This is a genomic window from Paenibacillus sp. FSL R7-0272, assembly GCF_037969905.1.
GTDB lineage: Bacteria > Bacillota > Bacilli > Paenibacillales > Paenibacillaceae > Paenibacillus > Paenibacillus polysaccharolyticus.
The window spans coordinates 710730-733681 of sequence record NZ_CP150221.1; the positions used below are offsets into that span (position 1 = coordinate 710730).

The following is a 22952-nucleotide window of genomic DNA, read 5'->3' on the forward strand; positions in this document are numbered from 1 at the left end:
AAAATCGTTTGAGGAAACGCCTTCATGTTTAATGAGGAACAGGCAGAAATCCCTGTATTCTAATTAATCCTAGGGGAAAACTCATATGCCTTGTCCCACCAACGCTAGTGCGGAAAGGGGGTGAAGCAACTTGAACTTAAAAGGGAAATTACCCAGATCGATCACTCGTCTGGCAAGCATTCCGTTAGCCATTTTGGCTGGAACGTTGGTTATGGGCATCGGTTCATCGCATGCGTATGCCGATGATGCTCAGAATCAGGCAGGTTCAAGCAAATCGTCCAGCGGATTGTCACTGAACCTTTTTTCACGCGATGCAGATGGCAGTCTTGATCTGACTCCATCGATATCTCTATCCACACCATTACTCGATGTAGAAGTTCCTTCGATCCAAACGAATGCATCTACCGGCAAGCTAAGTGTATCTGAGTTGAAGGTCGATACACCGCTTGGATCGGCAGGAACATCGCAGATTGGCATCGATGCGAAGCAAGGGACGGTGGATCTTCCATCTGTACAAGCAGATACGCCTGTCATTCGAGCAGATGTGTCCAGCGGTCAGGTGAATCTTCAGGAGGGAACAGCTTCCTTGCCGGGAATTAAAGCCGAGGTTCCTGAGGTTATCAAAGCAGAGACGTCAGCTGTACAAACAGACTTGCAACAAGGCAAGGTTGAACTGCCTTCCGTGAAAGTTGACGTTCCTGAAGTTACATCGCTCGATGTCAGGGCATCAGGTGTAAACCTGAGCGAAGGCAAGGTACAGCTTCCAACCGTGAAAGCAAATGTACCTGCTGCGGGTGTAACCGCGGAAATTGAACCTAGCAAAGGCAAGGTTGAACTTCCGGTGGTGAAACCGGAGCAGCCCGAGAATACTTCAGAGCAGCCTGTTGCTGTGCAAGCACCTAGAGATGAGAAGCGATTTTCTAGTACAGCAACGGATTCACCTTCGTCTCAGGGCAAGGTGAGTGGACAGAACACGGCACAAGATGAAATACAGGTTACAGGTCAGGTGATTGATCGTGAGATTAATCCGGACTCAATCAACGAACCTCCTGTTTCTCAGGCTGTGCCTGTGGAACAGGATCGTCTGAACCAACGTGCTGAGAAGACAAATGCAAACGTATCTGTACTGGATAATGAGTGGTTGCAAATGGACACATCCTTTGGCAGATCAACAGCCGAGGACCAGGATCAGAGGAATCTGAATATAGATCAGGTAGTACCTGAAAAGCAGGATGAAGCCTCTGCACCTTGGCAACCAAGGACTGAACGACCGGCCAACTGGTCTGTTATGGCAATAGCTCCTGCTGCAACGAGTACCTCTACAGGTACAAGCTCCGGTTCGTCCGGTGTGACAGGGGGCGGAGCATCCGTTCCAGCTGCAGCACTGCCTTTAGCTTTAACAAGTCCGATGATGCCGGGTTATGGTTTTGCTTTTGACATGGAACGTTTGGATGGTTTCAGCCAGTGGTCACAAGCACCACCAGGTCAACCGCCGAAATATACCTCTTTCTCATAAACAACAATGGCGTTAATTCAACCAAAAATGAGAAGGAGTGTATATTATCATGAAAAAAGTGAATCGTTGGGTAAAATTGTCGGTATTGTCGGGTACGCTGGTAGCTGGATTGCTGGGGGCTTCACAGGCAACCTATGCAGATAGTTATAACAGCAACAGCAGCGGTAATTTGGATCTGAATGCAGGTCTGCGTCTGGAACTGGGATCATTGTTGTCAGGACAACGTGACGCTGGTTACGGGAATACTGGCAGCTATGGGGGTTCCTCTAACGCAAGAGGTGCATTGAATCTGGATCTGGGACTAAACGCCGGTGTATCCGCCGAGAACATGAACCGTTACAATAACGAATCTACGGACGTTACGAGCGAACAAAGTAGCTCTGGCAAACTGGGCCTCGGTCTGAATGCCAATGTGTCTGGAGAAGCAGCAACGATGAACGAGTATTCACGAGACGGTCAAGCACGCAACACAAGTAGCAATTACGCTAGCGAAAGCCGCGGTAAGCTCGATTTGGGTCTGAACGCGAAAGCCGAAGGAGATAGTGCAACAATGGCTCAATCCGAACGCAATAGTAACGTGAATGACCGTGAGCGTACTGCAAGCAGCAGCTATGCCAGCGAAAGCCGTGGCATGCTGGATCTGGGTCTGAACGCGAAAGCGGAAGGAGATAGTGCAACAATGGCTCAATCCGAACGCAATAATAACGTGAACGACCGTGAGCGTACTGCAAGTAGTAGCTATGCCAGCGAAAGCCGTGGCATGCTGGATCTGGGTCTGAACGCGAAAGCCGAAGGAGAGAGTGCAACAATGGCTCAATCCGAACGCAATAGTAACGTGAATGACCTTGAGCGTACAGCAAGTAGCAGCTATGCCAGCGAAAGCCGTGGCATGCTGGATCTGGGTCTGAACGCGAAAGCGGAAGGAGAGAGTGCAACAATGGCTCAGTCCGAACGCAATAGTAACGTGAACGACCGCGAGCGTACCGCAAGCAGCAGCTATGCCAGTGAAAGTCGCGGCATGCTGGATCTCGGTCTGAACGCGAAAGCGGAAGGAGAGAGTGCAACAATGACTCAATCCGAACGCAACAGTAACGTGAACGACCGTGAACGTACTGCAAGCAGCAGCTATGCCAGCGAGAGCCGCGGCATGCTGGATCTGGGTCTGAACGCGAAAGCGAAAGGGGAGAGTGCAACAATGGCTCAATCCGAACGCAACAGTAACGTGAACGACCGTGAACGTACTGCAAGCAGCAGCTATGCCAGTGAAAGTCGCGGCATGCTGGATCTCGGTCTGAACGCGAAAGCGGAAGGAGAGAGTGCAACAATGGCTCAATCCGAACGCAATAGTAACGTGAATGACCGTGAGCGTACCGTAAGCAGCAGCTATGCCAGCGAAAGCCGCGGCATGCTCGATCTGGGTCTGAACGCGAATTCGGAAGGAGAGAGTGCAACAATGGCTCAATCCGAACGCAACAGTAACGTGAAGGACCGTGAACGTACCGCAAGTAGCAGCTATGCCAGCGAAAGCCGTGGCATGCTGGATCTGGGTCTGAACGCGAAAGCGGATGCAGAAAACGAAACGATGACCATAGTGGAGAGCAATCGATAATATGAGTTTTCACTCTAACATGAAGAAGCAGGGGCTCCGGAACCCCTGCTTCTTTTTTTATTTTTAACTAAATACCATGGGTGAATCATGGTAAATTGTTATAACAGTTGAATGGTATAATTCCAGGAGGAATCTAAGTGAGTAGGGTGAGAGAGATGGAACGAAAGTAACGAAGTTTGGTAACAGCCTTGGAATAACGATGACAGAAGCATTCAAGCAAATTGGACTTGAGCAAGGAGACATGGTTCAGGTAGAGATCGACCAAACGAGCGGAGACATTATTATAAAAAGTCGGTCAAGGTAAATTTGCCTAATGGAATAAGTAATGATTTTATGGATACGTTAGCTTCTGTTATGGATGAGTATGATCAAACTCTGAAAGGTCTTAAAGACAGATGAGTCTCATTCGTTATATAAATATTCAAGAAGTAATTGCGATCAATGTTGCGATGATAAAACGGTATAGCCCGGGAGAGCAGATTGGTGTAAAAGATTCTAATCTGCTTGAATCTGCTGTTCTTGGACCGCAATCATCTGCTTTTGGTGACGAAGCGTATCCGATAGTCTATGAGAAGGCAGCTGCAATTTTTCAGTCGTTAGGTCAAAATCATCCTTTTCATAATGCGAATAAACGAACAGCTTTTACTGCATTAGTCATATTTTTACGTTACAATCATATTTATTTTAAAATGGAGCAGGCCTTAGCTGAGGATTTTACGGTTGATATGGTCAACCACAAATATTCATTTGAAGATCTTACTTCGATGATTCAAACTCACTGTTGGTCTGAGGAGAAAATATAATAGGGATCAAAGAATGTATGAGCAATAAATCATGGAGTTTTAATGGTTTATTGTTTTTGTTTGCCCACTTTTTGCTCAATTTGATCAAACATGATACTCAAAACTCATTTACAATATAAATAGTTCATTATGTAAAAAAGGATAAGAACAGGAGTGTTAAGCCATGCAGCACGCATCGCAGGAAGAAATAGATTTACCTAATTCCATCCTGAACGTACATATTCGCGAAGCAGGTTACGCGCCAGGGCAGTCTACGATCCGGAATATTCGGATGCACGTGGCGCCAGGAGAGTTGGTCGGGATTATCGGACCCAATGGTGCAGGTAAAAGTACAACCATCAAGACATTGCTTGGCCTGCTGGAGCATGCCGATTATGATGTAACCATTGGTGGGGCAGGGCGTTATGCCTACATTCCCGAACAGCCTGTTTTTTACGAGTATATGACCTTGTGGGAACATCTTGACCTGGCTGCTGCAGCGTATGAAATAGAAGAAGATGTATTCGTGGCGAGAGCGGAGGAACTGTTAGTCCGTTTTGGTATGGATCATGTTCGCAATGATCTGCCAGCGAGTTTCTCGAAGGGCATGCGTCAGAAAATGATGCTCATGATCGGTTTTCTCTCCTCACCGGATATCTATATTGTGGACGAGCCATTTATCGGTTTAGATCCACGTGCGACAAAGGATTTTCTGAAATTACTTGATGATGAGCGTCGCCGCGGAGCAGGTGTGTTAATGTCTACACACGTGCTGGATACGGCTGAACGGATATGTGACCGTTTTATTTTGATTGCTGCCGGCAGGTCGGCTGCGGAAGGAACATTGGATGAGATTCGGACTACGGCGGGAATGCCGGAAGCGTCGTTGTTTGATTGTTTTGACACGTTAACATCGGATTGAAGAAAGGAGAAACCTGATGGTCGAGCCCAAACGTTATACCCCCCATCTTCTATATCAGAGAAGACAGAAAGAGCATCTTCGAGAACAGTGGCGCAACTTCAAACTTGTGGTGGACTGGACAGTCTGGCTGTATCTGCTGATTCCAGGTCTGCTATATTTTATGGGCTGGTACGCCAGTCTGTGGACGAAAGCATTACCAACATGGGCTACCAGTATACCATTACCCTTACTAACGGGGATTATCGAACTGATCATCCTGACGGGTGGAGTTCTTCTTTTTATCGAAGAAGCGGATGTATTGTTCCTGAAATCCAGAAGGGTTTGGATGCGAACACTGATGATGCGAGGACTTGTACGGGTGACGGTGTTACAATTTGGAAAAATGATACTTATTACTGCAGTGGTTGCACCGCTATTCGTTCGTGTGTATGAAATGTCTCTTTTACAGATTGTGCTGACATGTTTCTGGTTGGGAACCGTAGCGTCACTTCAAGTCATTGCTATACATACTATCAAAGTTCGATATACGGGATGGCGGCGCTGGCTCTCATTGGCCTCACTTGTGATCGCCATGGGATGGATGACTGTCCGCACGTCGGCTTGGATGTTAGGGGACATGTATACGTGGAAAATCATGCTCAGTATTGCCGCCGTTCTGCTACTGCTCATTACGATGATCCAGATGAGATTACGTATGAAAGGTACGTTTGAAGGCGATGTGCGCGAGGATTTGCGAAGCAGGCTCAGGTTGACTGCACTGATGTTAAGTCAGGCCGTGAGGAAGCCGAAGTCTCCACAGACACGAACAATTGTTTTTCGTAAACCTCGCAAACTGTTTCGTAAACGCTCCATTCCGAATCGGACAGCAGAGATCGCGTTTAAAGCATTTTTTCGGAATTCCGAGACGTTGAAATTGTATTTGCAACTGGGTGGGTTGTCTATCGTAGCGGTAGCTTTGCCGCCGTTTCCGGTCAATGTCATCGTATGTGGGTTACTGGTCATTATGCTAACCGTGATGTTGTACCGTGCTTGGGATGGATTGGCTACGTCGGAGTATGTACAGCTTGTCACGTATGATTCTGCTGCGCTGCATGAAGCAAGTTCCATCATGGTGCGTATGTTATTGCTCCCACTTGTTGCAGTGATGGGGTATGTCATGGGAGTGTTTTGGCTAGGTTGGCTTTCCGGTTTTCTGACGGCTGCATGCACAGTGGCATTGGGTTATGGTTCAGTGTCCGTTGCAGGCTTGATCAGACAGACTCGTTCATAATTTGTTTTTGCATCACGATGAGTGAAAGGAATTTGCTATCCGAGACGCATATCACTTGGTTGAACTGCCCATGCTATAGAAGAAAAGGGATGTGAAACACATGAATATTAGGGCGTCCTGTTTATGTATCTCTGGATTTATGGATTTAATAGGTTTCACAGACTGAGGATAGAATTATCTATAGTGAGGAGGAGTAGAGCGTGATGGATAACGGTGAGCTTCAAGTACATTTTTCCGATCCTTCGGCACTGCTTGAGGCAAAAGCAACCTTGGAGGAATTAGGCTATAAGCCATATCAATCTGCACCACTTGAATTATATATCCCGACAGATCGCCAGGACCCGCAATCCGCTGTAGAAATAGTGCAATCACATGGAGGGAGTGCGGTGTTTGCTTCTTCTGTTGATCAACTGGATCAGTTCCAAAACGTATCCATTCCGGCACATCTGGTGAATGAGGACTGGAACGAAGGCTATGCACGCGGCGGAAGCCAGTCGGTAAATTACGGTCAAAACGTTGATCAAGGAATAGACCAGGGCGAGCATAATTATAGTGATGACCCGGTTTATGATGATTCGGCAGATGGTTTTTCCGGCAGTGTTAAAGCTTGAGGAAAAACTGCACACACGAATACATTTCCCCCGTACCTATCGCAGCAAACTGCAGGGTTCATCTGAAACTTACCTTGGAGCTGTAAAAAGTATCAAGCAAAGCAAAAAAGGCACCCTTCGGTCATTGATAATGACATGTAGGGTGCCTTTTTGTACAAGCCAATGATGCAGGTTGAGTGAGTGTCCCATGGGTTATCGCTGTATCTGAACATTTTCTAACGATCACAGAGAACGCTATTTGCTCGATTTAGAGGTGTTTGAAACTCTAACGATCTCCAGAGACGTTATTTTAGTAGAAATAGCTCATTTCAAGCTGGAAAAGCCTGTTTTGTGGCAAATAGCGTTCCTGGTGATCGTTAGATTTTAAAAAGGGTCAATTTTCACGAAATAAGGTTTGTGGTGATCGTTAGCGTTCAAACCTTATGCCTGCCCAGCACGCAATGCACTGCTTCATGACGAGGGTGGTCAGCCACACCAACACAATGCAGTACAATGCAACACAAACAAGAACAAACACAACACAAACACAGTACAGTAGAGTAGAGTACAGTCAACGCAACATTTCATTCAAATAAGTGGGCCTCAGTCCATACTATGCCCGCAATTCATACATGAACACATCTCCCAAAAGCCAGAGCTAATAGATAGGCCGCTTACCCAAGAGGTGCTTACATACTATCCAATTATCTCTGCAACTGATGACCAACCAACCACCAGCTTACCTACGCATTAACATGTCTGTACTCCGCGGCATGCATGCCCGCAGTATACCCTGTAGAGAATGCAGCGGTAATGTTATAACCTCCGGTATAACCATGAATATCGAGTACTTCTCCGCAAAAGAATAGTCCGGGCAGCAGCTTGGATTCCATCGTTTTAGGGTATATTTCCTTTAAGTGAACTCCACCTCCGGTAACAAAGGCTTCTTTAAGTGATCTTGTGCCGTCAACGCGGAAAGTGAAGGATTTCATCAAATCGCATAGATGGTTTAACATACCTTTAGGGAAATGGTGAAATGTCAGGTCGTCCCCGATCTCGGCACGTTTCATCAGTAGCGGAACCAGACGTTCAGGCACCCATGTTTTCAAAATATTTTTGACAGCCTTGCGTGACTCCTGCTCTAGGCCTTGCTTCACTTGTGCTTCCAGCGCGGCAGGGGTAAAGTCAGGGAAGAGGTCGATACTCATGGTGACCTGTGTATTCCCTGATTTCATCTGAACTTTGCGAATAAACTGACTGCAGCGTAGGGCAACCGGGCCGGATACACCAAAATGGGTAAAGAGCATATCTCCACGGTGAGAAATGACAGTTTTACCTTTGGCATCGAGTACGGACAGAGCAATGTCACGAAGAGACAAGCCCTGCAATTCCTTGGACTGAATCCAGCTCTCTCCAGATACGATCGGCACCTCGGTTGGATACAATTCTGTGATAGTATGACCAGCCGCCTCAGCCCAAGGATATCCGTCACCTGTGGAACCGGTTTGCGGCACGGATTTGCCGCCTGTTGCAATAATGACGGAGCGGCCGTGAATGATTTTGCCTGAAGAGAGCTTAACACCCTGCACTTGCTGACCGTTATGAATAAGCTCTTTAACAGGTTCTTTCGTACGAATCTCGACGCCAAGAGAGACGATTTTCCCGACAAGTGCATCAACAACCGTTTTGGCCTTATCGGTGACAGGAAACATTCTGCCGTTGTCTTCTTCTTTCAAGGCAATGCCGAGATTTTCAAAAAAACGCATGATGCCCTGATTGTCCAGATTTTGAAACGAGCTGTGTAAAAAACGTCCATTACCCGGAATATGTCGAATAAGCTCATCCGTTTCTTTGGCATTGGTTACATTGCAGCGTCCTCCGCCGGAGATGCCCAGTTTGCGGCCTAATTGATCCCCTTTGTCCAGCAAAAGCACAGATGCTCCGTGCTCGGCAGCTGCCACACAAGCCATCAGACCAGCGGAACCGCCACCTATTACGATAACGTCATACATACATATTTACCTTCTTTTTGATTGATTTTGTCTGTTTTTTATAGACAATGTCTGTTACTGCCTCTTTCTGAAATCAGACAGGGTGATTCGGTGTTCTATTTTGCAGTCTTAAGCGATATATTGTAATAAGCTGTCGCCTATGTTTTAATCAGAATTAAATGAGGGAATGTACAGGCAGAGGAGGAGATGACATTGTGGTTGCGTTAAAGGACATTCTTTTACAAGTACTGCTGGCTGGATCGGCAGTATTCCTGATTCCCTTATTATATTTGGGTCTCTCCAAACAACAGGTCATGCGGATGGATCATGCAGGTAAAGTCAATTTCAGCTTTGCTGCAACAAGTGTCATCAGTATGTTACTCTGTCTGATTTTTGCATTATCTGTAGGTTCCGAGACCGTTCCTATATCCCTGAGTATCATCCCGGTTACTCTTGCGATTCTATATTGTAAAGCCCACATAGGCGCTGCCTTGTCTATTCTACATATTCTCTTCTATTTTCTATTAGCACATCCCTATGATCTGTACGGATTTCTTCTTCATACGGGAATACTTCTCTATCCTATTGTATGGTTGTCTGCCAAACGATTCAAGCATAATACGTGTTCACGCAAAATGAATACGGTCATCGCGCTCATTACCGCTGAACTAGCTGTTGCGAGTCTGTTATGGGTGGTTTATGTCTATCCTGATACCACATATTCCAAGCTTCATCTGATTTTGTCAGCACTTGGATATACAGCAGGTGCACTGGCTGCTGGGGGCATGAGCCAGCTGTGGCTGGATCGGATGGGACGTTATCGCGGAATGGAACAGCAACTATCTGAAGAACATCACCATTACATAAGTGAAACGGAGAAACTGCACCAGATTTTGAATGCAGTGCCTCTTTCTATAGCCACGGTAGATGTCGAAGGCAAAGTTGTGTTTGTAAACGAACTGATGAAACAAACGGCAAAAGAACAGCTTCCATGCACATCAGCACATAACTTGATTGGCCAGCACGCCAGTCAATTTGTCGAGCAAGAACAGGCGGATAAGATGGAACACAGCATCCAGCAAGCGGTTGTTCACGGTGAAGTAAGTGTGCTGACCGTGCGATACGGATCGCATGTATTTCTTTCCCGAACGGTGCCGATCTATGCTTATGCTACGAAAGGCTCGAAGGAAGTCTCGGGAGCTATGATCACTATTCAGGATGTTACCGAGCTTGAGATGTTGCGTAGTGAGCTTGATAATGTGGATCGTCTAAGCTTGGTGGGACAGATGGCGGCAAGCATCACGCATGAGGTGCGCAACCCGATGGCTGTGGTGCGAGGGTTTCTTCAGTTAATGCAGGAAAAGAGTCCTGAATCCCTGAATCATTATTATCGGATCGTTATGGAGGAATTGGACAGAGCCAACAGCATTATCAATGATTTTCTGTCCCTGGCTCAGAACCGTATAGCAGAAAAAGAAGAATCACAATTACACGATATCATTCATGAGCTAAGTCCTTTGTTGTGGGCAGACGCCAATCTGCGAGGTCAGAGCATCGAACTGATGCTGGCCCATAATGTGCCGAAGCTGCATCTGAATGCAAAAGAAATTAAACAAGTCGTATTGAATCTTGCTCGTAATGGAATGGAAGCCATGACGGAAAAAGGTGTGCTTACCTTGGAAACACGGATGGTTGATGACCGGGTGGAACTGTGTGTACACGATACAGGGCCGGGAATACCGCCAGTGAAGCAGGAAAAGCTATTTGAACCATTCTATACAACCAAAGCAAAAGGAACCGGACTGGGATTATCCATGTGTCTGAGCATTGTCGAACGCCATAATGGCACAATCACCGTTGAATCTGAAGAAGGGCAGGGAACGACGTTTAAGGTTGCCTTTCAACGTTAGAGCGTCAGCATATTTTGCCAGACCAATAGCCATAATAAGTGAGAGAAAGCTGTTCCGCAGGTGTTGTCTGAACCTTGCTTTCATTGCACGGGGATGTATAATAGGAATAGCACAGCGTGTATCCATTTTTTTCGATATGGACGCATTCGTTGGTGCATAGCTATTGTCCTCTAACTTTTCAAACGAGATCATAGAACAACCATTATAAGGAGTGAAACTGAATGTCGATGTCATTTGATCAATACATGAGAGATATGGTTCAGCCAATGCGGGATGAGCTGACTCGTCTGGGAATCCAGGAGCTGCGTACACCGGAAGAGGTTGAAGCAAGCTTGCCTGATGCTAAAGGAACAGCACTGGTCGTAATTAACTCTGTATGCGGATGTGCAGCAGGTCAATGTCGTCCAGGGGTTGCTCAAGCACTTCAGAACGATTTAACACCTGATCATCTCTACACCGTATTTGCTGGTCAAGACAAGGAAGCAACGGCGAAAGCACGTGAATTCTTTGCTCCATACCCGCCATCCTCACCGTCCATTGCTTTGCTGAAAGACGGAGAACTCGTTCACTTTATCGAGCGTCACCAAGTGGAAGATCGTTCTGCAGAGGAAATCGCGGCTGACCTGACAAGTGCATTTGAACGTTACTGCCGTTAATCTGCTCTATAGAACGCCCCGCACTTCGGATGCCCGATGCCGGGGCGTTTCATTTTGGACAGATCAGGTTATTGAACCATTCGAACCTTTCTAGCTGGACACCAACATACCTTTCAAACGAGCATCAAAATTCTATTATAGTAGAAACGGGGTGTATGAACGATGAGTTTGCAACAACAGATCATCGCTGAATTGAAGGTTAAACCGAGTATTAATGAAGCTGAGGAAGTACGCAAGCGTGTGGATTTTCTGAAGACGTATGTCAAAAATTCCGGCACCAAAGGACTGTTGATCGCCATCAGCGGCGGCATTGACAGTGCTGTGGCGACAGCGCTTTGCAAACAAGCTACGGACGAGCTTACCGCGGAAAACAATCAAGAGTACAAAACGCTGGGTGTGTTCCAGCCTTATGGAGAGCAAGCAGATATCCAGGATAGTTATGCTGTAGCCAAAGCATACGATCTGAAGCATGTTGTGGAAACAAACATCGAGGATGCCGTGAATGAAATCGCGCTGGAAGTAGAGCAGGGATTCAAATCTCTTGGCAGTCCGCGTCATATGACTCATCAAGGCAAGGGCAATGTGAAAGCAAGAACACGTATGGTGATGCAATATGCGCTTTCTTTTGAAGAAAACCTGCTGGTCGTAGGTACGGATCATGCATCCGAAGCGATTACGGGCTTTTACACCAAATGGGGCGACGGAGCCGTGGATATCACACCACTGAGCACTCTCAACAAACGTCAGGTTCGTCAGCTGGCTGCTTACCTGAAAGTGCCGCAATCCATTCTGGACAAAGCACCTTCGGCCGGACTATGGGAAGGGCAAACGGATGAGGACGAGCTGGGCATCTCATACGAGGCGAACAGTGATTACCTTGAAGGCAAGCAGATCGACCCGGCTGCGCAAGAGCGTTTGGAGGCCTTTTACACACGCACACATCACAAACGGAATGCGATTCCTGGTATCTAAGGTTGGGGATTTAAAAGTGTAATCGAGTAGCGTACTTTATTTTGCAAATGAGTCGTTGCTAACAAAAAGAGTCACTGCCTTGAGCAGCGGCTCTTTTTGTTGTTCTAACTTACCGCCATTTCGTAGGGAGAAAATTTTAGCAAAAGTGGAAACGCGGATAACAGGTACTCGCATCCATGCACGCCTCCTGCTACAATAGAATATGTGTTCGGAAAGCTATGGATTCGTTGAATTAGGGATTACTAAAGATTATCTTTTATAGCCTAAAAGATTAAGCGGGTGAATCGTTATGATATATGGCATTGGCAACGATGTATTAGAGATAGAACGGTTACGCAGGTTGCTGTCTGGACGCCAGGCAGAGGCATTTATGAAGCGTATTTTAACTCAGGCTGAACAGGAAATTGCAGCTAGGCGCGGGAAACGGATGGCGGAGTTTGTATCCGGGCGTTTTGCGGCCAAAGAGGCGGTATCTAAAGCATTCGGATGCGGGATCGGCGCTGTCATGGGTTTTCATGATATCGAAGTGTTGCCTGATCCGTCCGGTCGTCCAGTCGCTACTTTGTCCAGTCAGGCCTGGGAGCGGCTTCAGCTACCGTGTGGTCAGAGATACCAGATTCATCTAAGCATTACACATCAGACGGAGCTGGCCGCGGCATTTGCGATCATTGAGCAGGGCGCGGGTGAACCGCTTGAGTGATATACGTATAGATGCGTCATTTAAAATGAGGCGAGGAATTGCCTCGCGCTGAGATCGGGAGAAACGTGGGTACAGGAAAGGAAGGGCATATGGGTTTACAAGAACAGAAACGACATTTCAGCGTGAATTTGCTGGATTGGTACATGATTAATCGTCGGGATTTGCCGTGGCGTCGCCACAACAATCCGTATTTTACTTGGGTTTCGGAGATTATGTTGCAACAGACGCGTGTAGATACGGTGATTCCGTATTTTAACCGATTTATCGGGAATTTCCCGACCGTCCAGGCTCTTGCCGAGGCACCGGAGGAAGAGGTGCTGAAAAATTGGGAAGGGCTCGGATATTATTCAAGAGCGCGTAACCTTCAGGCAGCAGCAAGGCAAGTTATGGAGCTGCATGGCGGAGAGATGCCGCAGGACAAGCAGAGCGTCTTTGCATTAAAAGGAGTCGGCCCGTATACAGCCGGCGCTATCCTCAGCATTGCCTTCAACCAGCCACAACCAGCGGTGGACGGCAATGTGATGCGGGTGCTGTCTCGATATTTCCTCATTGATGAGGATATTATGAAGGGTAGCACCCGGGTTTTGATGGAAGAGCTCGCGGGAGAGCTCATTCCGGAAGGGCGGGCGCGTGATTTCAATCAGGCGCTGATGGAACTTGGCGCGCTGGTATGTACACCCAAAGCGCCGCATTGCTTGACTTGCCCGGTGATGGAGCAATGTTCCGGCAGAATTGCCGGAAGGGAGCTTACGTTGCCGGTCAAGACCAAAGCGAAGCCGCCGCGCCCTGAGCAGCGGCTGGTTGCCCTGGTGGAAGGCCGCGGTGCTCATCGCGGCCGTGTGCTTGTGCGCCAGCGCCCAGAGACAGGCCTGCTGGCCCGGATGTGGGAGCTGCCGCATGTGCTGGCGGCGCCTGCCGCAGCGGGTAAGGCGGCAGCGCCGCTGGCGGATGAGCCGGCCATGGCTTTGCTGGCCGGCAGTCTGTGGGCGGAAGGCTTCGCTGCCCGCCCGGAAGGGCTGGCTACCCATGCGGAGCACGTGTTCAGCCACATTGTCTGGAGCCTGCAGGTGTACAAGTGCACCGAGCAGGACCAGAGCAGTGAGCTTCCGCTGATCGCCGCGGAAGCCAGAGCCGCCTATCATGCACAGGCGGCATCAATGGCAGAATCAGCCCCAGCTGCACAGTCATCTTCATCCACCGCCGCTCAAACGGCGCAGGAAGCGATGACAGGCAAAGGTGATGGCCTTACTTATCAATGGATCGGCCCGGAAGACATGGAGAAGCTGGCGTTCCCTAATGTATTTCTGAAGCTTCTTCGCAACTATTTTGCTGGAGCCTATGATGAGGCAATTGAGTAATAATGAGGCCAACTGGCTAACCATTGGGATCATATGAACCACCACCTCTAAGGATGTGGGAGAGAAAGTGGATAGATGCCGTTATTGAGTTGGGGGATTTCTAACGATCTCCAGGAAGCTTATTTTGTGAGAAATGGGGGCTGCAAAATTCTAACGATCATGAGAGACGCTATTTTCCTCGAAAACGTGCATTTGGCGTAATATTTCACCGGAAATAGATAAATAACGTCTCTGGAGATCGTTAGAATTTATATTGGCTGAAAAAAGCGCAAATAGCGTTCCTGGTGATCGTTAGCGCAGGTTGGCAGTCTTAGGTCAGCGCGTGACATGGCTGCCAGCATGGAGGTAATTCACGGTCAGCGCGTGACATGGCTGCCAGCATGGAGGTAATTCACGGTAAGCGCGTGGCATGGCCTGCCAGCATGGAGGTAATTCACGGTAAGCGCGTGGCATGGCCTGCCAGCATCGGGCTCATCACCGGCCCCCAGCCCCTCGATCAGGCACATAAGCGTCGAGATATGCGTCGTGGCCCCTTGGGAGGCCTTAGTGTAGTGAGCATGGCTTCAGTCTTCGACCCCTGCGGCACAGCCTGCCCGCATGCGTGATGGTCTTCCATCAGATGTTGTAACATCCCGCTCTAGCTGACACGTGCCCCTTATATCCAATACGCCCCACTCAATAACAAAGAGCCTGAACCGATCACAAGGATCGATTCAGGCTCTTTTATTCGAACAGCGTCTTATTTCGCTGCTGCGTAACGTTTGTTTACTTCATCCCAGTTGATTACGTTCCAGAATGCACCGATGTAATCAGGACGTTTGTTTTGATATTTCAGGTAGTAAGCGTGCTCCCATACGTCCAGACCCAGAACTGGAGTCAGACCTTCGAAGAGTGGGCTATCTTGGTTAGGTGTGCTAGTGATGGACAATTTGCCATCTTTGCCTACAACGAGCCATGCCCAGCCAGAACCGAAACGAGTTGTAGCTGCTTTAGCGAAGTCTTCTTTGAACTTGTCAAAGCCGCCCAGTTCGCTATCAATTGCTGCTGCGATGTCACCTGTTGGTGCGCCGCCGCCGTTTGGTCCAATGATTTCCCAGAACAAGCTGTGGTTAGCATGTCCGCCACCGTTGTTACGAACCGCTGTGCGGATGCTTTCTGGTACGCTGTCCAGGTTAGCGATCAGATCTTCCAAGCTTTTGTTTTGCAGTTCAGGAGCGCTTTCCAGAGCTGCGTTCAAGTTAGTTACGTAAGTGTTGTGATGGCGATCGTGGTGGATTTCCATCGTTTGTGCATCGATATGTGGTTCCAGTGCATCGTTAGCGTAAGGAAGTGCTGGTAATTGAAAAGCCATAGTGAAATACCTCCTGAGATTTTGTGATTTGTTGTTAAGGTACATATGTAATAATACCCTTGCCATTATTATTAAACCGCATTCGGGATAATTAATCAACATTTTTGTTTATTAAGTCCCCCGAACCGTTAATCAAAAGCGAGGCCAGAGATAACAAACATATTTTACCCATTATGAGTAAAATTATGAGATTTCGACGGAAAAAATCGTTAAAATTTAAGCGAAATCAATGTAAACGTTTACAATAAAGCGCTTTCAGAAGAAAATGCGTGTTTTATGGAGAAAAGTATGGTTTAATTGACGAAGAAGCGGTATTTTCTCGTTTTTTGTCATTATATGAACATCGGGTTTTTGGTAAAAGGGGATTCCCTTTTTGGTAAAACCTCATCTAAGCTAACGAAAAGGGAGATTTAAAACATGCACGTTCGTTCCTTTCAGTTGAGTGATGCAAGCCAGATGACGGAGCTTCTCCAGGTTGCACTATCGGAAGAGTGTTATGAGAACACGATGGGCCCGTTTGCCCGTCAATTGTCATGGGATTCTGACCTGATCATGGTTGCGGAAGAAGAGGGAGACCTCGTGGGCGCTTTGATTGGTACGATTGATCAAAACCAGGGTTGCATCTACCGTATTGCGGTTCATCCAGACTATCGTCGCCGCGGCGTCGGTAAAACACTTGTCGAGGCTATGGAACAGCGGTTCCAGCAGCGTAAAGTCAGCCAGATTTGGGTGGCTGGTGATGAGCACAACAAAGCAGCCATGCCTTTGTATGAAGCAATGGGATATGGGGCCAATAAGATTCTGAGTGCTTTTCAGAAACTTAGTATTTTGTCCAAGGCTTAATCGATGTAGGTAAATTCGGTGTAGTTAGACAAAGAAATAAAGAGATTTTCATTTCATATTAGGCATATCTGTTCACGCATCATGGCGTGAGAGATATGCCTTTCTATTTGTATGAGGAGGGAGCGGCTGATATGCATCCTGTTTCCTTTTTTCCAAAGCGTGTAAAAAGATTGTAATTGTCTGTATGCTGGTGGGCATCTCCAATTGTTTCGTTCTTCCAAATAGAGTAGACTGAAAAGGAGTACGACCAAGGTTACACGTTAAATCTACAAACTGATAAATGAGGTGTCTCTTTGAATTCTAATATGCCTTCTATGGAGCATTCGACGTTTGAGGAGCAAAATCAGAAACCTGTCCCCAAGCAGGCAGGGAAGTCCTGGTCAGCCGAATTGTGGGATTGGGTGAAGACCATTGTGGTGGCTTTTGTGATCATGATGTTGCTTAACCTGTTTGTATTCAATCTGTCGATGGTCAAAGGACAGTCTATGCAACCAACGCTGGTCGAGTCTGATCGTCTGTTTGTGAACAAGATGGTCTATCATTTCGGCGAACCGGCCCGGTCGGATGTGATCGTTCTTCGTGATCCGAGTGAAGATGCAGGCAAGAAAGATTTTCTGGTGAAACGAATCGTTGGACTTCCTGGAGATACAATTGAGGTCAAAGACCATCATCTATATGTAAATGGTGTTCAGCAGGCAGAGAGTTACACCGACATTGAGGTACAGGACCCTGATTTTGGGCCGCTTACCCTGGCATCGGATCATTTCTTCGTCATGGGAGATAATCGTCATGAAGGCAAAAGCAAGGACAGCCGTGTGTTTGGGAGTATAACTTCCAGCGAGATTGTCGGCAAAGCCGAGTTTATTTTTTGGCCATTCTCCGAGATGAAAAAGCTGTAAAATGTTGGACCACAACAACTTCGAAGCGCAATTTGCGTTTAACCATACAGGCACGTAGCTGTACATTTAATCGTATGCAAGACATATATCGTTATAGTTCAGCGCCTGGTCTCTTAAGTGAGGCGGGCGTTCATTGTTTAAAGATAACGAGATTACGTGCCTGATAGAAAAGAGGGAAGAACAATGACGAACGTACGGACCGGGGCAGCACAGGCCGCCTCCGTATGGGAAGCGTTAAAGCAGGAGATCAAGGCGGCAGGCCCGGAACTGGGTATAGATGATATTGGATTTGCTTCAGCGGACCCCTTTATCTCTTTGAAGTCATTGCTAGAGCAGTCTCGGGATAAGGGATATGCGTCAGGATTTGAAGAACCGGATATTGAAAAAAGAGTGCATCCCTCCCTCCCGGATAGCGAGCCTGCTTCCCTGATCGCCATAGCTGTAGCTTATCCGTCCAAAATGGTCAATCCGCCGAAGTCGGAGCCTGGCGCGTACCGCGGCATTTTTGCTCGTTCGGCTTGGGGGCAGGATTATCACCAGGTGCTTCGCGCGGCGATGGACAAGCTGGTGAATTTTATTCGTGAACGCGTACCGGAAGCGATCATTGAAAGTATGGTGGACACAGGTGTGCTTGTGGATCGCGCCGTCTCCCAACGGGCGGGGATCGGGTTCAGTGCCAAGAACTGCTCGATCATATCGCCCAAATTCGGTTCATGGATATTCCTTGGTGAGCTTGTCACGAACATTCCATTCCCGCCAGATACTCCCGTGACCGAGGATTGCGGGGAATGCACGAAATGCATCGATGCCTGTCCTACAGGCGCGCTGGTTGGCCCTGGGCAATTGAATGCACAGCGCTGTATTTCTTTTCTGACCCAGACTAAAGGGTTCCTCGATGAAGAGTTTATGTTGAAAATAGGCAACCGTCTGTACGGTTGTGATACATGTCAGATTGTATGTCCGAAAAATCGGGGCAAAAATTGGGATCATCATCCCGAGTTTCATCCCGATCCGGAGGTTGTAAAGCCTTTGCTGTTGCCGCTGCTGGATATCGGTAACCGTGAATTCAAAGAACGTTTCGGTCAAAGCTCTGCCGCTTGGCGGGGCAAAAAGCCGATCCAGCGCAACGCGGTCATTGCACTGGGCAATTTCAAAGACAAAAGCGCTGTACCGAAACTAACGCAGGTACTGAAGCGTGATCCGCGTCCGGAACTGCGGGGAACCGCTGCCTGGGCGCTGAGCAGAATTGGAGGAGAAGATGCCATGAGAGCTATTGGGGAAGCTGCCGCGATCGAACAAGATGGGAACGTGCTAAGTATGCTGCAGAAGGCCGAGGAGAGATTATTATCGTCCGAGACCTTACCCGATCGACCGCAGGCGGAGCAAGTGAAGAAACAACAAGCAGATACAGTGGAAGCTGTGCAATATACACAAGCAGCATCTTTTTCTCAAGCAAGAGATACGGAGTTCGGGGAGGAGACACAGCGGACTGCGAACGTTATTAAAAGTGAAAGTGACGCTGAACCTGAGCAATCCGTCGCCTCTGGCAGATCTGAAGCAGCTGCATGGAAGCCGTCCGCAGTAACCGGGCTTCACGGCAAACCTGTGTATTATGATGAGGTGTTGACACCGATCGGGACACTTACCTTATGTGCAACGGATGAGGGACTGTGTCATATCGATTTTGGTGCTTTTCATGTTCGGGAAGCTCATCTGCAACAATGGGCCCGTACGTGGGTCGGTGAATACCGATATGAGAAAAACGAAGAGAAACTCAGCGAAGCTGCAGGGCAGCTAGGGCAGTATTTTGCTGGGGAAAGAACGACATTTGACTTGCAGCTTAAGCAGTATGGTACTGCATTCCAGCTACAAGTTTGGGAGGTTCTGTCCGATATATCTTATGGAGAAGCCTTAACCCACCAAGAGGTTGCGGAAAAGATCGGCAGGCCCAAGGCTGTACGTGCAGTTTTGGATGCTATTAGCAAGAACCCAATCCCGATTATTATTCCCTGTCATCGCATGAGTGGTAAAGACGGCACCCTGGTGGGTTACGCAGGCGGTCTGCAAACCAAGGAGCAATTGCTCGCTTTGGAGCAGCAATCGTAAGAGCGGGGGACGTTCATGAAGTATGTAAACGTGGAAAGCGTGGAGGCGGGAGAGATTCTGGGCAAGACAGTGTACTCCAGTAACGGTACGGTATTGTTGTCTGCCGGAGTCGAACTCACCGTGTTTATGGTCAATACGCTGAAGCGTATCGGGGTAACCACGCTGTACATCCAGGATGAAGCGTTTAAAGATGTGGATACAGAAGATATTCTGGATGAAGCCACGAAACGGGCCATTATCAATGAGATGAGCGTTACGCTGGAAGCGGTACGATCCGGGAAAGACTGGAGTCCGAAGAAAGTCGCGCTCAGTATAGACAAATTATTGAATGATGTGCTAAACGGGCGAGAACTGCTGGTGCAGTTAACCGATATCCGAACCCAAGACAATGCACAATATGTTCATGCGATGAATGTTTGTTTGTTGTCTTCTGTTATCGGGTTAAATATGGGGCTCAACTACAATCAGCTCAAGGATCTGGCTGTAGGCGCTCTGTTACATGATATTGGAAAAGTAGGCGAAATTCCTGGCACGATGCCTTCTTCAAAGCTGCATCATACATGGCGCGGCTTTGAAGTGATCAAGAATAAACGTGAGTTCAGCTTGCTAGTTGCACACACTGCGCTACAGCATCATGAACATGAGGATGGCAGTGGTGTACCAAGAGGCATCAGGGGCAAAGATATCCATCTATTCGCCAAAATTGTAAGTGCGGCTAACATCTATGATAATCTCATTAACGGTTTGTCAGGCAGTAGCATGCTGCCGCATGAAGCGTGTGAGGAGATGATGGCGATGTCCGGAACGAAGCTGGACCGGGATATCCTGATTGAGTTTAACAAAAGTGTATCCGTATATCCCAACGGGACTGCTGTTCGGTTGTCTACGAAGGAAACGGGCGTCATTGTTCGCCAGCACCGTGGTCTGCCGGGCAGACCGATCATTCGGGTGGCTCGCGGTAGCACACGCTATTCGTTAGATGTCGTTGAGATCGATCTGGCCAAACAAACAACGGTCTTTATCGAAGGTGTTCTGACTTAAAGCAGGAAAACTGGAAAATGCGTTTGCTCAGGACGTGTGGAAATGCTATGATAACTCTCAGGAAATCCGGTCAGTGTTATGTTTGCATCATGGTATAAAATCTTCATCATTCATGATGTGTACAAGCACGGATCATCCGTTTTTTAAGATTGCATATTGCATACAGAGGTGTCTAAGAGATGGATATTGTAATACCGATTATTACATTGATTGTGGGTCTGGTCGGTGGATTTTTCATCGGGGTGTTCTACCTGCGTAAACAGCTTGAGAAAATGCAAAGCGACCCTGACATGTTACAGAAAATGGCGAAGCAAATGGGTTATAACCTGAATGGCAAGCAAATGCAGCGTGCCCAGCAGATGATGAAGAACCAGCAACCAGGCGCAAAGATGCCTCAGCCGACTCAACATCCTGCGCGTAAAAACTCGGGCCGCCGAAAATAATAGCTGTGGGTGATTAAATCGCTTGCAGGATGTGGTTCGAAAGGAGGCGCTTGGCAGTGGCTGGCGTGAAAGATTATTTGAATTCCAAAGTATCCGACAATCGGGAGAAGATCGAGTATCACGTCGAACAAATTCTCAAATTGATCGGAGAAGATAGCACACGTGAAGGGCTTCTGGAAACGCCTGCGCGTGTAACCCGGATGTACGAAGAGATTTTTGGTGGATATGAAGTGGATCCCCGTGACGTGCTGGGTGTCACCTTTGACGAGAATCACGAAGAGCTGGTCATCGTGAAAGATATCGTGTACTACAGCCAGTGCGAGCACCATATGGCACCGTTCTTTGGTAAAGTCCATATTGGCTATATACCAAGCGGGAAAATTGTGGGTCTTAGCAAAATGGCACGCCTGGTTGAAGCGGTAACACGTCGTCTTCAAGTACAGGAACGTATTACATCACAGATTGCGGACATCTTGACCGAAGCGGTTGCACCGCATGGTGTGATGGTTGTCGTAGAAGGTGAGCACTTGTGCATGTGCTCCCGCGGCGTGAAGAAGCCGGGCAGCAAGACGGTAACGTCTGCTGTACGTGGATCTTTCCGTGATAACCCTGCACAGCGTGCAGAGTTTCTGTCTCTGGTCAAAGAGTAATGATAAATAAGCCGAGTTCCTTTGGGGAACCGGCTTATTTATATAGGGCTTTTTTTTCGTATTTGTCGGAGGGACTGAAACTACATATGAATTCGATAGTCGGAGGTTATGGACGATGAATATACCTTCCCAATCCAACCAACTGCCTGAGTCAGAGAAGAGCGAGTTGACTGTACAAAGGATATCCGCTGAGCAGCATTCATCGCTGCGTTTGCAAATTTGGGAGACACCGCTTATGCGCCTTGGCAGCAGTGTACTTGATGCTTTTGCATGGGAAGAAGTGATGTGCAGACGTGTGGGAGCAGGCCATCTGCCTGTTGCTCATATATGGCGACACCCAGATGCCTTTGTGGCCGGCTTACGCGACCGAAGGCTGCCTCGGGCAGTCGAAGCGATGGATGTTATCAAAGGTCAGGGGACAGCTGTATGTGTAAGGCCTTCTGGTGGGGCCGCAGTTCCGTTGAATCCGGGTGTTGTGAACGTGTCGCTGATTTTGCCCAATCCAGGGTACGCAATTAATATTCATGATGATTTTCGTGAGATGGCTTCGATCATTGCCGAGTCGTTAACTCCTTGGTCAACTCAGGCGCAGACAGGAGAAGTGCAGGGGGCGTTCTGTCCTGGGGATTATGATGTCAGCGTGGGTGGATTGAAATTTTGCGGTATTGCTCAGCGGCGTCAGGCCAAAGCGTACATCATCACGGCTTTTATCATTGTGGAAGGTCAGGGGGATCGGCTTGCTGCGGAGGTGCGTAAATTCTATGAAGAGGCCTCAGGAGGGATAGCCGAAGGATATCCTGAGGTAAAGCATGGAACTATGGCAAGTCTGCAGGAGCTGGCAGGGGTGCCATCCACGGCTGCGTATACGGCTTCGCTGGTACGCACATTGCGCAACAGGTATCCTCATGCAGCGACGGAACGGGTGCTTTCTGTTGATGCGGATGATGTGTTGCGGACGGCAGAACAGATGAAACAGCGCTACGACTGAGTTCTTTATCAATAGGCTTGGAATTGGTGAAGAGAGATGGTATGATGTGATTTCGGAAGGAGAGGATTTAGAGTGGAAACATTGCGATATACATACCTGTATGAAGTCATTTCAACAGGTGAAAAGTCAGAATTCAGCCAAATGGCAACAAGTAAAGAAGAGGCGGCTGCCCTGATTGTGGCACGTATTGCCGATCTGGAGTTCACAGAAGAGTCCGATATCAAACTGGGCGATCTGATCGCCATCAGCAAACAGGTTGGCGACAACTATGTAGCGTGCGAGGGCTGTGCTTCTTAACATAGGTATGTTATGTATGGATTGTAATATGAAGTCGATATTGAGGCGAATCTCTAAT

The 22952-nt window shown here is 47.9% G+C and carries 22 protein-coding genes; 19 read left to right on the forward strand and 3 right to left on the reverse strand.

Annotated elements, in window-relative coordinates; translation table 11 throughout:
* The first annotated feature begins 130 nt into the window (after positions 1-130).
* The 6 genes from MKY23_RS03255 (at position 131) to MKY23_RS03280 (ending at position 6710) form a co-directional block, all read left to right on the forward strand.
* Entirely contained in the window at positions 131-1516 is a 1386-nt protein-coding gene (locus MKY23_RS03255) for a hypothetical protein (RefSeq protein ID WP_339835189.1), read from the forward strand.
* A 49-nt stretch (positions 1517-1565) separates the two neighbouring features.
* Positions 1566-3125, forward strand: a complete 1560-nt coding sequence (locus MKY23_RS03260; protein ID WP_339835191.1) for a hypothetical protein — start codon at positions 1566-1568, stop codon at positions 3123-3125.
* Between the two features lie 395 nt (positions 3126-3520).
* Positions 3521-3928, forward strand: a complete 408-nt coding sequence (locus MKY23_RS03265) for a type II toxin-antitoxin system death-on-curing family toxin (protein ID WP_339835193.1) — start codon at positions 3521-3523, stop codon at positions 3926-3928.
* A gap of 163 nt (positions 3929-4091) precedes the next feature.
* Positions 4092-4829, forward strand: coding sequence for an ABC transporter ATP-binding protein (locus MKY23_RS03270; RefSeq protein ID WP_339835195.1), 738 nt, complete (start codon positions 4092-4094; stop codon positions 4827-4829).
* A 16-nt stretch (positions 4830-4845) separates the two neighbouring features.
* Positions 4846-6099 (forward strand): ABC transporter permease, encoded by a 1254-nt coding sequence (locus MKY23_RS03275; RefSeq protein ID WP_339835197.1) that lies wholly within the window; start codon positions 4846-4848, stop codon positions 6097-6099.
* Between the two features lie 200 nt (positions 6100-6299).
* Positions 6300-6710 (forward strand): hypothetical protein, encoded by a 411-nt coding sequence (locus tag MKY23_RS03280; protein WP_339835199.1) that lies wholly within the window; start codon positions 6300-6302, stop codon positions 6708-6710.
* A 722-nt stretch (positions 6711-7432) separates the two neighbouring features.
* Here the strand turns inward: MKY23_RS03280 and MKY23_RS03285 are convergent.
* Positions 7433-8707 carry an NAD(P)/FAD-dependent oxidoreductase gene (locus tag MKY23_RS03285; RefSeq protein WP_339839173.1) on the reverse strand — a complete coding sequence of 425 codons (1275 nt, stop codon included), beginning with the start codon at positions 8705-8707 and terminating at the stop codon, positions 7433-7435.
* Positions 8708-8895: 188 nt separating this feature from the next.
* Here MKY23_RS03285 and MKY23_RS03290 point away from each other — a divergent pair, with 188 nt between their 5' ends.
* The 3 genes from MKY23_RS03290 to nadE all read left to right on the forward strand — a co-directional run bounded on the left by MKY23_RS03290 (position 8896) and on the right by nadE (position 12218).
* The gene (locus MKY23_RS03290) at positions 8896-10590 is read left to right on the forward strand and encodes an ATP-binding protein (RefSeq protein WP_339835200.1); all 1695 of its coding nucleotides are present in this window, start codon (positions 8896-8898) and stop codon (positions 10588-10590) included.
* Between the two features lie 221 nt (positions 10591-10811).
* Positions 10812-11246 (forward strand): BrxA/BrxB family bacilliredoxin, encoded by a 435-nt coding sequence (locus MKY23_RS03295; protein WP_090924929.1) that lies wholly within the window; start codon positions 10812-10814, stop codon positions 11244-11246.
* A gap of 162 nt (positions 11247-11408) precedes the next feature.
* Complete coding sequence (gene nadE, locus MKY23_RS03300; protein WP_090924930.1) at positions 11409-12218, forward strand: ammonia-dependent NAD(+) synthetase; 810 nt, start codon at positions 11409-11411, stop codon at positions 12216-12218.
* A 36-nt stretch (positions 12219-12254) separates the two neighbouring features.
* On the opposite strand, the gene MKY23_RS03305 is transcribed toward nadE, so the two are convergent.
* Positions 12255-12392 carry a hypothetical protein gene (locus MKY23_RS03305; protein ID WP_186811802.1) on the reverse strand — a complete coding sequence of 46 codons (138 nt, stop codon included), beginning with the start codon at positions 12390-12392 and terminating at the stop codon, positions 12255-12257.
* Between the two features lie 115 nt (positions 12393-12507).
* Here MKY23_RS03305 and acpS point away from each other — a divergent pair, with 115 nt between their 5' ends.
* Positions 12508-12918, forward strand: coding sequence for a holo-ACP synthase (gene acpS, locus MKY23_RS03310; RefSeq protein WP_154891894.1), 411 nt, complete (start codon positions 12508-12510; stop codon positions 12916-12918).
* A gap of 89 nt (positions 12919-13007) precedes the next feature.
* Positions 13008-14276: an A/G-specific adenine glycosylase gene (gene mutY / locus MKY23_RS03315; RefSeq protein WP_339835207.1), complete on the forward strand. Its 1269-nt coding sequence runs from the start codon at positions 13008-13010 to the stop codon at positions 14274-14276.
* A 739-nt stretch (positions 14277-15015) separates the two neighbouring features.
* On the opposite strand, the gene MKY23_RS03320 is transcribed toward mutY, so the two are convergent.
* A complete protein-coding gene (locus tag MKY23_RS03320; RefSeq protein WP_123066845.1) occupies positions 15016-15627 on the reverse strand; it encodes a superoxide dismutase in 612 nt (203 codons plus the stop codon).
* 417 nt (positions 15628-16044) lie between these two features.
* Between MKY23_RS03320 and MKY23_RS03325 the strand changes: the two genes are divergently transcribed.
* From MKY23_RS03325 to MKY23_RS03360, 8 genes are all read left to right on the forward strand, one after another.
* The gene (locus MKY23_RS03325; RefSeq protein ID WP_090924581.1) at positions 16045-16470 is read left to right on the forward strand and encodes a GNAT family N-acetyltransferase; all 426 of its coding nucleotides are present in this window, start codon (positions 16045-16047) and stop codon (positions 16468-16470) included.
* Between the two features lie 314 nt (positions 16471-16784).
* Positions 16785-17369 (forward strand): signal peptidase I, encoded by a 585-nt coding sequence (lepB, locus tag MKY23_RS03330; RefSeq protein ID WP_186809856.1) that lies wholly within the window; start codon positions 16785-16787, stop codon positions 17367-17369.
* Positions 17370-17552: 183 nt separating this feature from the next.
* On the forward strand, positions 17553-19475 hold the full coding sequence (queG, locus tag MKY23_RS03335; protein WP_339835212.1) for a tRNA epoxyqueuosine(34) reductase QueG: 1923 nt from the start codon (positions 17553-17555) through the stop codon (positions 19473-19475).
* A 15-nt stretch (positions 19476-19490) separates the two neighbouring features.
* Positions 19491-20516: an HD domain-containing phosphohydrolase gene (locus tag MKY23_RS03340; protein ID WP_154960399.1), complete on the forward strand. Its 1026-nt coding sequence runs from the start codon at positions 19491-19493 to the stop codon at positions 20514-20516.
* Between the two features lie 179 nt (positions 20517-20695).
* Positions 20696-20959: a YneF family protein gene (locus MKY23_RS03345; RefSeq protein ID WP_090924578.1), complete on the forward strand. Its 264-nt coding sequence runs from the start codon at positions 20696-20698 to the stop codon at positions 20957-20959.
* Positions 20960-21015: 56 nt separating this feature from the next.
* Entirely contained in the window at positions 21016-21609 is a 594-nt protein-coding gene (gene folE, locus MKY23_RS03350; protein WP_090924577.1) for a GTP cyclohydrolase I FolE, read from the forward strand.
* A gap of 115 nt (positions 21610-21724) precedes the next feature.
* Positions 21725-22597, forward strand: coding sequence for a lipoate--protein ligase family protein (locus MKY23_RS03355; protein WP_154960398.1), 873 nt, complete (start codon positions 21725-21727; stop codon positions 22595-22597).
* 72 nt (positions 22598-22669) lie between these two features.
* Positions 22670-22894: a hypothetical protein gene (locus MKY23_RS03360; RefSeq protein WP_090924575.1), complete on the forward strand. Its 225-nt coding sequence runs from the start codon at positions 22670-22672 to the stop codon at positions 22892-22894.
* Positions 22895-22952 lie beyond the last annotated feature (58 nt).